Annotated in this window: 10 protein-coding genes; 2 read left to right on the top strand and 8 right to left on the bottom strand. The window is 41.2% G+C overall.

Annotated features, from left to right (window positions below):
• Window positions 1-105: 105 nt before the first annotated feature.
• Window positions 106-1,110: a diguanylate cyclase gene (locus tag GKZ87_04905; protein ID QSI24886.1), complete on the bottom strand. Its 1,005-nt coding sequence runs from the start codon at window positions 1,108-1,110 to the stop codon at window positions 106-108.
• A 147-nt stretch (window positions 1,111-1,257) separates the two neighbouring features.
• Window positions 1,258-1,596 (bottom strand): hypothetical protein, encoded by a 339-nt coding sequence (locus tag GKZ87_04900; GenBank protein ID QSI24885.1) that lies wholly within the window; start codon window positions 1,594-1,596, stop codon window positions 1,258-1,260.
• A gap of 171 nt (window positions 1,597-1,767) precedes the next feature.
• Here GKZ87_04900 and GKZ87_04895 point away from each other — a divergent pair, with 171 nt between their 5' ends.
• Entirely contained in the window at window positions 1,768-2,493 is a 726-nt protein-coding gene (locus tag GKZ87_04895) for a response regulator (protein ID QSI24884.1), read from the top strand.
• A complete protein-coding gene (locus tag GKZ87_04890) occupies window positions 2,490-3,896 on the top strand; it encodes a GHKL domain-containing protein (GenBank protein ID QSI24883.1) in 1,407 nt (468 codons plus the stop codon). The genes GKZ87_04895 and GKZ87_04890 overlap by 4 nt, the downstream gene beginning before the upstream one ends.
• 640 nt (window positions 3,897-4,536) lie before the next feature.
• Here the strand turns inward: GKZ87_04890 and GKZ87_04885 are convergent.
• From GKZ87_04885 to GKZ87_04860, 6 genes are all read right to left on the bottom strand, one after another.
• Window positions 4,537-5,520: a response regulator gene (locus GKZ87_04885; GenBank protein QSI24882.1), complete on the bottom strand. Its 984-nt coding sequence runs from the start codon at window positions 5,518-5,520 to the stop codon at window positions 4,537-4,539.
• Between the two features lie 125 nt (window positions 5,521-5,645).
• Window positions 5,646-6,362 (bottom strand): response regulator, encoded by a 717-nt coding sequence (locus tag GKZ87_04880; GenBank protein QSI24881.1) that lies wholly within the window; start codon window positions 6,360-6,362, stop codon window positions 5,646-5,648.
• Window positions 6,355-8,295, bottom strand: a complete 1,941-nt coding sequence (locus GKZ87_04875; protein QSI24880.1) for a histidine kinase — start codon at window positions 8,293-8,295, stop codon at window positions 6,355-6,357. The genes GKZ87_04880 and GKZ87_04875 overlap by 8 nt, the downstream gene beginning before the upstream one ends.
• A 337-nt stretch (window positions 8,296-8,632) precedes the next feature.
• Window positions 8,633-10,171 carry a cardiolipin synthase gene (cls, locus tag GKZ87_04870; protein ID QSI24879.1) on the bottom strand — a complete coding sequence of 513 codons (1,539 nt, stop codon included), beginning with the start codon at window positions 10,169-10,171 and terminating at the stop codon, window positions 8,633-8,635.
• Window positions 10,172-10,188: 17 nt separating this feature from the next.
• Window positions 10,189-11,142 carry a hypothetical protein gene (locus GKZ87_04865; protein QSI24878.1) on the bottom strand — a complete coding sequence of 318 codons (954 nt, stop codon included), beginning with the start codon at window positions 11,140-11,142 and terminating at the stop codon, window positions 10,189-10,191.
• 111 nt (window positions 11,143-11,253) lie between these two features.
• Complete coding sequence (locus tag GKZ87_04860) at window positions 11,254-11,943, bottom strand: response regulator (GenBank protein ID QSI24877.1); 690 nt, start codon at window positions 11,941-11,943, stop codon at window positions 11,254-11,256.
• Between the last annotated feature and the right edge of the window lie 124 nt (window positions 11,944-12,067).

Here is a 12,067-nt window from a genome sequence, read left to right as displayed (position 1 = left end):
TTATATGTAGAAAAAGGATAAAAAAAGCAGCAAATCATGCTGTTTCAGCAGTATTTCATATGGTATACCTTTATATACGTTTAACAAAAACCAAAATCTATACAGCTATTTTAAAGCTCCTGCAGGCTGCAATGGATAACAGTGATGCAACAGAATATTATCTTTACAAATAACGTTTCTTGCGTAAAACGAGGTGTTGATTCTTTCTGCAATCAGATCTGCCTGCTGCTTCTCCACATCTGCCGCCATCACAAGAAACTGACAGCTGCTGTATTGTGTAAAAACATCTCCGGCGCGAAGTGAATCCTGTATCTGTTGCTTTAAATATTGCATCAATAGGTCTCTCTCTGATAAAGATGGAAACTCTCTTTGTTCGTTCGTCAATGTCAGAAGAATGATATAGGACTTGCTGTCCATACGCTGCATACGGCGTTCCATAAACCGGTAAATGCTCTTAAAGGTTTCATAATCCTGGCAATAGGCACCTGCTGCAAGCTCCTGTTCCGACAGCTCCTCCTGTATACATTTCATGTCCATGGATACGCCTCTGCACATGATATCTGATATATCCATCGGCTCTCCTGTTTTCCTTCCACGCCTGCGACTGCTTTTCTTAACAAGCAGCTGCTGGTCTGCCCGGTCAAATAAATTGCTGTAATCGTCTCCCGGGCGGTAGGAGCTTCCCGCTGCCGTAACAGAAAGTGTTATTGCCGGAGTACTGTTTAGATACAGCTCCTTTACTCTCTTGTGAATTTGACGGCATCGGTTTTCCACAAATTTTTCATCCTGCTGTATCGGCATAAAAATTACGAACTCATCGCCCCCTACCCTACCAACAAGATCATTATGCAAAGTCAGCTGCTTTAGCATGGATGCAAGTCTATTAAGCAAACGATCCCCGATAATGTGTCCAAAGCGGTCATTCACCTGTTTGAAATCATCCACATCGACAACAATCAATACGCCTGCTTTTTGTTCCTTCAAAAACTGATTTATTCTTTTCTCTGTAAACTCTCGGGTATATACGCCTGTCAGCCAGTCGCATTCACAGGCTTTATAACCTGAATCGGGTACCAAAACTGTATCTTTTTCAGATTTCATCTCTTTCATTATATAATCCCTTTCTTTCCATATACATAAAGCTTGTATCCCAATGTCAGCTTCGCAACTACATATTCCATATAGAAATATCACATCGAATAACAGCTTCTAATTCCTTTTATATTGTAAGATTTCCGGGCTTCATTCCTTTATATATCAAAGGTGATCCAGCACGAACTTCATTTTCTCCAATGTTATCGGCTTCATGCTGAAATGTGGAATACATAAACGATACGCCTGTACAGCGAAATCAAGATCAGAAAACCATATGATTTTCCCGGAAGTAAGTTTTAAACCCGTTATGATATCAAGACCTTCCGTTCCATTCTGTGCAATAATTACCGCATCGGCATTTCTCTCCCTAATCTGTTTACTTAATTCCTGCCAGTCCTTACAGCATCGTATCTGCACATCACGATTGCCATAGTAGATACGGATATAAGTTTCCAGCAGACTGCATTCTTTATGTATCCTGTCACATATGATAAAATCCATGCTGCACGCCTCCTCTTATTACTGTTCCTCTATTTACAAAATAACAGATTGGCAGAGAATAACAAGATTTTGGCTTCATCACGCAAGTTTTGGCCGCAAGTTGCATTGTTTGTAACACGGCAATCATGTAAAATAAGATTGAACAGAATAATGAAGAAAGCGGGGATAGCTATGAAAGCAGCAATCATTGACGATCTGTCCGAATGCAGAGAAGATATACAGACATGTCTAAAGCAATATCTTTCAAAGCACTGTGCAGACGATGATATAACGATTACAGGATTCAGCAGCGGGGAACAGTTTTTATCGGGATTTGTCAAGGATACATATGATTTGATTTTTATTGATCAGTACATGAAGCAGCTTTCCGGTATTGATACAGCGAAACAGATTCGGCAAGAGGATCCGCTTGTCATTCTGATATTTATTACAACGAGTAGAGATCATGCCATTGACAGCTATCAGGTACGCGCATCCGGTTATCTGCTGAAGCCATTTACCTTTACAGATTTTGAATATACCCTGACAACAGCAGGAATTACAAAGCTGAAAAATGCAAGATTTATTGAAATAGAGAATGAAAAGATTCTGCTGCGTGAGATACTCTGGTGCAATATCGTTGGACATTATATGCAAATTCATACAGAGCAGCGCGGTATCATGCGCATTCGGATTCCATTCACAAAGGTATCTGAGCTGCTTTTGAATTATCCGCAGTTTCTGATTTGTTATAAGGGCTGCATCATAAACCTGGACCATGTGGAACAAATGTCTGAGCTTGATTTTATTTTGACAAATAAAGAGAAGATTCCTGTTTCTAAAAGGGATCGGAAAAAAATAGAATCAGATTACCACACATATCTGTTTCAGAAAGCAAGAGAGGAGGAGCTTTTATGACAGACACCATAATGACGATATTGTTTCCATACCTTGACTTTATACCCTTTGCAATTCCACGCTATTTAATGTTTCAAAATAAGCTGCGGATACCATTTAAATATATAATGTTTTTGCTGTTCGCTGTAGCAACAGTAAACAGTTTAACCTTTTATTATATCAATGCCCAGGGATATGATATGGCTATGCGATGGACAACTGTCATGCGCTACGGCTTCATGCTAATAAACCTTATTCTATCCTTCACCCTGATAAAGGACAGCTTTTCAAAGCTCATGTTCACGTATCTGCTGCTATTTTCATGGTCCTTTTTCGTATTTGGTAATGCCAATTATATAGAAAGTAAATTTTTCTGGACATTTTCCGATGAGCATCCTTATCTAATCTATAATATATGCAGAATCATCATTTATCTCATTACCTGCCCGTTTATGCTCCGCTTTTTCAATCATACAGTTTCCGAAGCGATGCAGATTCAGGATTCCGATTTATGGCGGCATCTTTGGAAGATTCCTTTATTTTCCACTCTGTTTGGCATGCTGTATTGCTTCAGTGATGACATTTATGCCTATGCCACCTGGGAATTTCTCATTTCCCGCTACCTCATGCTGTTTGGTACCTGTTATGTATCTTATGTTGCTTTAAAAGTTTTGGAAGTTTCAAAAAAACGAACGCAGCTGCAAGAGGCGCTGAAATACGCAGATCAGAGTATAGAAGCACAGAAGAAGCAGTTTAACAGTCTTGCTGATCATATGGACGAAATGCGAAAGGCAAGACATGATGTCCGGCAGCATCTGGCTGTTATAAGCTCCTATATTGATAAGGACGATAAGGAAGGATTGAGAACCTATATCGAAATGTATCATCGTGAGTTACCCCCTGACGTTATGGAATTATATAGCCGCAATGATGTTATAAACGCAATTATTTGTTATTATGCAGGTATATCAAGGGAACATGGCATATTCTTTGATGCGAAAGTCGATTATCCGGAGGGCTGTTCCATCACAGAAACGGATATGACTGTACTAATTGGTAACATGCTTGAAAATGCAGTAGAAGCCTGTCAGCGGAGCATAGATTCTACCCCATTCATCAAACTTCGCATACGGTGTCACGGTAGCAATGAATTACTTGTACTCACAGATAACAGCTGTTTAGATCGCATACAGTTTCAAGACGGAAAACCTTTATCCTCAAAACGAAACGGTGTGGGAATCGGTACTGTTTCCATACAGGACATTGCACGGCGCTATCATGGAAGCGCACGTTTCGAATACAGGGAACATGTTTTTTATACCTCTGTGATTATGCACTATGAGCAAAGAAAGTCCATTCAGAAGCAGGTCGCTGCACAGGAATATGTACAAAATGATACAATTCAATCAAAAGCAGCTGCCTGATATCTATGAGTCCGACCTTCCACGGGAAAGGATTTTACATTCATTAAGCACTATGACTTTTAAAAGATATAGCGTGATTACGACTCGCCTCCCTTCAACAGACAATATGAATATTAGTCTTATGCAAATTCCTTGGTACATATGATGCTATATGCTAAAAAATCACCAAGTTGAAATCAGCCCTGCCTGTATAAGCTTTTATGCGCATCTTCATCCCTAACACATGTTTCAGTTAAACAAGTATGGATGCTCAGCAATTCTGACATAGAAGGATGCTCATAAGGTGGATACGTACATATCCCCTTCTCAATAATCGCCTGATGCACATAAACCTATACTATATGAAATATTCATTTTTTCTGTAAAAAGTGTCTGTTTTCTTATTTTTTCGGGGGAAAAACTTGTAAAAACAGAGGAAAACAGGTAGTATAAAAACGTATACCTTTTCAAACAGATGAGTCCTTATAGATTGTGATAATCATTTCCTTTCTACATGTACGGCAGGCTATTATAAATCGGTCAAGCTCACTTGCTCGATTTATATGCTTTGCTTCTATGTCTTATCTCTTTTATTATTTCATTAGAGGCTTCGTTATGAAAACAGACCACCGCAGTTATTATGATATGATGTAAACAACCCTTATGAACTATTATCATTTATCGCGGCTGCCACCGCCTCCTGTAAATCCACCAGTTGATACGGCTTTGTTAACACTGCACAGCCTCCTGCCTGCATTCCCTCCCGCACTGTCCATTCATCACAATGTGCAGTCAGAAATACAATAGGAATTGCCCTTCTCTCGTGCAGCTTCCTGCAAAAATCAAGACCGCTGCCATCTGGAAGATCAATATCAGATATGACAGCATCCGGCATTGTATCCATTAACACAGCCTGTGCCCTCTGCAATGTTTCCGCACACAGAATACGGTATCCCTGCTGCCGAAGGATGCGCTCATTCAAGCGCAGCAATTGTGTACTGTCATCTATGAGCAGTACTGTTTTATCCTCATGAAGGTGTATATTTGCTTCTGATGCTTTGATTGCTATGGCAGATTCTTGAAAGCGGGTTAATTCTCTTTGACTTACCAGGGAATATACAAAGTAAGCCAATACATCAAATACTATAGAAATATGCTTTAAATTCTCTGCTGGAGGATTATCCGCTCCCAGCAGTCCGTACATTTTCCCTTGTGCCCGCAAAGGACTTAAGATAATGGAATGAATATTTTGGGCCTTTAATATATCATAAATATATCGCTCATTTTCTTTTAGACTTTCGACATCCGGTTCTATGATATTACCACCATTGATCAAATGCCCATACCATGGAAACAAATCTTTTTTTGTTACATAGGGAAGCTCCTCCATACCGGATGGAACACCGGGTCTGCACCATTCATACGTATTACGAATATTCTGTCTATCCATTTCTTCAAAGACGTATACCCTGTCACACTTCAGCTCTCTGCCCAGATACTGCAGCAGCTGCCGCAGTCCGTCTTCAGCACTAACTGCCTGCATAATCAGCTTCAGGCATTCTCCAACAAAACGTTCATTATACTCCGCCTTCTTCAGATGATACATGCGGGAAGCATACTCTGACGGATTTGTAAGTAATTCCATGATCTATCCCTCCTTTTTCTAATCGTTTAACACCACTTCCACACGTTCAGCATAACAGATGAATACAGGAAAAAACGTGAACCTTACCAAAATGTCAGGTTCACGTTTTCTTTTTTTATGTATGATTACGTATGATGAGATATGATTTCCAAAAGATAGCCTTCATTCCGAAAACTCAACAAGGCTATTTCGCCGTCTGCATCCGTCAGCTTATTTTTTAATCTTGATATACTTTTCCATACTGCATTAGCATTTCCGGACATTGGCTGCTTCCATACATTTTCATATATATCCTTTGCTGGAATTGTTTTTCCCTCATTTTTTAACAGATATAGCAAAATGGAGAATTCCCGAGAGGTAAGCAGCATATCCCTGCCATGAAGGAACGCCCGCAGGGCTACGGTATCCACAGATAACGGGCCCCGTGTAATTGTCTTTATCTGTTTGATTGCCTGTTGATTCATTCTTGCCAGACGCAGCTGTGCATTTACACGAGCAACAAATTCATCTACATCATAGGGCTTCGTAATATAATCATTCCCTCCGGCTACAAGTCCCTGGATTATTTCATTTTTCTCATCCAATGCCGTTAGGAATAAGACAGGAATTGTAGTTTTCGGGCGAATTTTTTCACAAAAGGCAAGACCGCTTCCATCCGGCAGCATGATGTCAAGTACCAGCACATCCGGTGTATGCTCATTTAATATTTCATAAGCTTCCTGCAGGCATGCGGCACAGTATACATAAAATCCCTCCCGTTCCAGTATTCTGCGGTTAATACGCTGAATATTTGCATCATCCTCCACCAGAAGAACGCTTCCTGTATTGTTCATATCACGCATCCTCCTTTACCGGCAGGGTAAACCATACCTGTGTTCCTTTTCCTATTACACTTTCAATACCGATTTTTCCATGATGCTCCTCTATGATTTTTTTACAGATTGTCAATCCAAGACCTGTTACGCCTTCTTCACCACGCTGATAGCGCTCAAACACATGAGGAAGCAAATCAGCTTCTATACCGCTGCCATTATCTGTAACATTCACACGTACTTCATTCGTCAGCTTCTCTATGCTCACTACCACCCTTCCATTTTCTGTATGGCGATTGGCATTGCTAAGCAGATTGATTAAGACCTGTATCAATTGATCGGCATTACCTTCCACACTTGGATTATGCGGATCCGTTTGCGCAGTCAATACATTTTTCTGTCTTGCAAACATAGATTGATAGATACGGACTGTTTCTTCTACAAGCGAGTTCACAGAAAGCAGATGCTCTTTTACAGTAGTACCCTGCATTTGCCCAAGACCTACTAGACTTGTTACCATCTGTGCAAGTCTTTTCGCCTCTGTGGAAATCGCAGTTACATCGGCGATTGTTTCTTTATCTATAGTGCCGCTTTCAATATTCTGTGCAACAAATTGCGCATTGACAGAAATTACGGTAAGCGGTGTTTTCATTTCATGAGACATGTCGGTATAAAATTGATTCTTTAAGTGATTCAATTCCTCAAGCATATCTCTTTCCGCACTCATGCGTTCCTCACCTTCCTTTGCTTTGCGAACCTCCTGCATGGTTCCAAAAAACATCGCTGTCATGGAATACAGCACAAATACAGCAACTGCCATTTCAGATATGGCAAAGCGCATTGCCGAAAGGATATAAATGTCACGATGATAGAGCATGTCCCAGACAGCCGCAATAAGCAGAAACACAAAGCCGGATAATACTGCAGCCTGCTCAATATTCATATGTGAGTGGTACTTGATAAGGCGAATAAAGAAATACAGGCCAATCAATCCCAGAATAACAATTCGACAGATTGCAGTATACGACATCAGCAGTGTAGGGCCAAACAGATCAATCGCCGCAAAGCAAGCACAGAAAAACGTGGCAGCCAAGACGAATCGTCTTGGCAGGATGCTTGGAAACAGCTGATACAGCAGCCATACAAGCAGGATACCACTGATTGGCATTGTCAGATATTCTAGGCGAAAAATTGTCGTCCAGGATAGAGCTGGAAATACAGCTCCAAGTAACCGCTGTCCACTCACACCTGTCCGGATAAACCATGTAAGACAAAAAAGCGAGAACAGAAGATTTGGCTTATATCCGCGAATCATTAGAAACAGAATCAGATGAACAAGGAATAACAAAAGGTATCCTCCCATGAGAACCGCCTCCGGCCATTCATTGCGTGTTACGTACTGATTTATCAGCCTGGGTGCTCCAAGATAGAGAGTTCCATGTGTACCTCCGTCTTTATGGGTAAAGTTAGATACCTGCTGAACAATAACGATATCACCGTTTGCATCCGGTACTGCAGGTACCACATAATATTCCACACCCGGCAATGCCTGCTTCCGGCTGCTTCCCGGTTTTCCAGCTTCATAAACAAGCGTACCATTTACATACATACGACTTGCAAAATCAACACTATAGCCGCAGATGAGATAGCTGCCCTGAGGAACCTTGATATGCATTCTACTCGTAGCATACTGCACCACATCACCAGGCTGTCCCAATTGGAAGTCATCACGCTTTGAAAAATCCTGAGGGCTCAATAGCGCATTCGGTACATATTCCACTGTTCCGGAGAGTTTTACCTTCTCCTGCATAAGATCCATATGCGTTAAATCCCATGTACCATCCTTTGACGTAATGATCCTTGTTTCATCCGCATGAGGCTTCACACTCCATACAAGCAGCATTAAAACCGCAATCAGTGGTAAAATAAGTTTTAATATTCTTTTTTCTGATTTTTCTGACATAGCTTATACCCTGCTTCCTTTTTTGATTATAACAGATAATCCCATATGCTGTAACCTGCTTCTTTTAATTTATATAAATGAATAATAATTACCTATCTAAAAGCTGTATCACGGACATACTGCCTTTAATCACTTTTATACCGGATTAACAAAAATTCATCCAGCTGCATACCGATAGAAATTGGTATTTCAGCTATTTTATAGGAAAACTGCATAAGAAAAGGCTGCCTCCAGGGAAATGATCCGTTGTTCAATTAACGATCATGAGCCTGCTTACAGCCTTTTCGAATCCTCTATTTTAACTTTATTGTTATACGCCCAATCATACCCTCCGTAATCACATCATTGGAGAGAAAAGATTCAGAATCGCACGCATAATGCGTATAGGCAAGCGAACCTGATGGCATTCCTCCAGCGTTACCTGATGGCTCTTAGCGAGTGTATCCAGGTAATCCCTTTTCACATCCATAACCACCTTGCTGCGATAGAACCACACACCGCATTCATAATGCAGGTAATAAGAGCGGTAATCCATATTGACGGTTCCTACGATTGCCATTTTGTCATCCACAACAAAGGTCTTTCCATGAACAAAGCCAGGAGTATATTCATAAATCTTAACGCCACCCTCAATCAAATCCTTATAATTGGAACGGGTAACCGCAAACACATACCATTTATCCGGTATATGCGGTACAAGAATACGTACATCTATCCCGTTTTTGGCAGCCAGCAGCAGCGCCGTTTTCATTTCATTATCTATCACCAGATACGGCGTCGTTGCATATACGTAACGATTTGCACTGTTGATCATATTGATATGCGTGTATTCCCCTACATTTTCTTCATCGGTTGGAGAATCACTGTATGGCTGCACATAGCCGTCATTGCGAATATCCGCAAATACCCGAAAATCCGGCTTATAATCGAATACATTATCCTTTTCTTTTTCATCATAATTCCAGAATTGCAGAAACATCAGCGTCAGATTCCATACCGCCTCACCGCGAATCATGACACTGCAATCCTTCCAGTGCCCAAAGCGTTTTTTCTTATTGATATACTCATCCGCCAGATTGATACCGCCTGTCATTCCCACCTTGCCGTCAATGACAAGAATTTTTCGATGATCTCGATTATTCATCTGCATGGCAAGCCGCGGCTTAATTGGATTAAACACCTTCGCCTGTATACCAAGTCTGCGTAGGGTCAGATAATAATCCTGAGGCAGTGTTGTAATACAGCCGGCATCATCATACATGACTCGCACTTCCACACCCTGCTTAACCTTATCTATCAATATATCCAGAATCGTATCCCACATAATACCGGGGGCAATGATGAAATATTCCATAAATATAAATTTCTCAGCCTTTTTCAATTCCTCTATCATTGCCTTGAATTTATCCTCACCGACTGGGAAATAGGTGGTTTCTGTATGGTTATATATCGGAAAGATAGCATTTTTCCACAGATAATTTGCCTGCTTATGTGCAAGCGGATCCTCAGCCTCCAGTGCTTCCATGATTTCTGTATTCTGCCAGGAAATCTCCTGATAATTCTCCATCGCTTCACTGTCGCGCTTACGAAGCTCCTTGGGAACCTTCTGACCGCCAAACAGCAGATAGATCAGACCGCCGAACACCGGTACCGCCATAATGAGCAGAACCCAGGTCAGCTTATAGGTTGGATTGTCATTTTTATTGATAATATAGATGCTCATGCAGAAGCTTAATGCAATCAAAATAAAGTAGATTGCCACAAAGTACTCACTGAGCTTGAACACGATACCAAAAAATACAAATAACTGAATCAGAATCAGTACCGTTACGATCAATATCTTATTATGTAAAAGGGACAGTAATTTACGAATCATGCAGATCCCTCCTTTTTTTATTTCTGATTATGCAGATATTCCTTCACCATGGTGATATTGCCATCCAGGGTATCCAGATCGATATGCTTATCCTTACCCGTTCCGGTACCGTAAACACAAAGACTTCCGGCGTCATCCAGTTCTCCGCAGGCAATGACGACAGCCTTTTTAAAATAAGCCATCGCGCTTTGTGTGCGCATATCCTCACTTAATTTAATAACATCGATTGCTTTCTTTTTGGGATGATATTTGGCAATTTCGTTTGCCAGCTTACGGTTTTGCGGGTTGAAACCAATCTGTACAGTGTCTCCCTTACCAATGCAGTCCAGACAGATCAGCGTTGGATTTTTCCCTGCATTTGCAAGATCCTTTGCGGCTGCCTCTGCACCGATATACCGCATTTTATTTTTATCTGTGAACAGGAAGCCTGTTTTCTTACGCTCATCCCTGCTCAGACCTCTTGCAATTTCCACCGCTGCGGCAATCGTTGCTGAATTGCGGTTATAGTTATGTGAATTATGAAAGCCGTGCATCATCCAGTACATCAGCATGACCGTCAACAGAAACAGTCCAAACGATATCAGCGATGCCAGCCCTGTAGAGGTAATCAGCGGCTGCAAGCCATACAAACCGCCAAAGATCAATGCGAAGAATATAAAGATAGGTACATAGGTAGCCACCATGGTCTTATTCGCCGTCTTCGTTCCGTCAAAAGGAAAGTACAGCACCTTTTTCCAGAATTTTCTTTCCGGTGTATCATAGGGTACAACGATGATCGTCTTGATCTGCTTCATGTTTCCATACAGATAGTTATGTGCACGGGATAACAGCTTCTTGCCTTCGATCATTGTGGATTCATACCCCAGGGAATGAAATTCCTGATTCAAATCTTCAATGAAACGTTTCTTCTGCCGTCTGCTGAAGCGGGTGCCGTATGTCTTTGTATATTTCTCTAATACTGTTTTATCCATATAAGTGCCTCCTGAAACCAATTAGTTTTATTATACTAGAAATAGAAGAAAAATTACAGTAAATACTGGAGTTACATGAAAAAAGAGGATTCTTTCTTACTGAATCCCCTTTCATTTCACAGTATAAGACTGTAGCTGCTTTCCGTTTTGTAAATACCAGATTGCCAGCTGTGTACGATCGCGCAGCTGAAGCTTTTCCAGAATAACGGTCAGGTTATTGCGAATTGTCCCTTCTGTAAAGATAAGCCTTCTTGCTATTTCACGATTCGATAGTCCTTCTCCTATCAGCTGAATAATCTTCCATTCGCGCTTATTCAGCTTCTCTGTATTCACTTGTGCACAAGCCGCTGCGGATCCCGCTGTACATTTGGATGCTTCCGCCGTCTTTTGCATCATAGCAATCATACGCTGTGCAACCTCAGGATCAAGTATACTGCCTCCTTCGAGGACAATACGTACTGCCCTGCGCAGCTCCTGTAAGGATATTCCCTTCAGCACATAACCGCTTGCCCCGTGCAGCAGCGCCTGCATGACAAGCTCATCCTCAACAAACGTTGTCAGAATCAGAACGTGAACATCCGGATAGCTTTCCTTTATCCGTCTTGTACACTCCACCCCATCCATGACCGGCATACGGATATCCATCAGGATGATATCCGCTCTTTGCTGCTTTAATGCCTGAAGCACCTGTTCACCATTTTCCAGTGCTGCGACAACTGTATATTCAGGCTGGCTGTCGATAATGATTTTCAGACTTTCTCTGATCAGCTGCTGATCCTCTGCGATCATGATTTCAATCATACTGCATCTCCCTTTCCCTAAAGCCTTACTGCCCCTTTCCTAAAAACATTATAAAGCAGTCATTTTTATATGTCCATTTACATATGTAAACGATTTCAATTCATGGAAGAAAAGTGACTTGATC

The sequence above is a fragment of the Erysipelotrichaceae bacterium 66202529 genome (assembly GCA_017161075.1).
Classification (GTDB): Bacteria; Bacillota_I; Bacilli_A; order Erysipelotrichales; family Erysipelotrichaceae; genus Clostridium_AQ.
The sequence above is the reverse complement of the archived record's forward strand: the minus strand, read 5'-3'. Positions and strand labels throughout refer to the sequence as shown.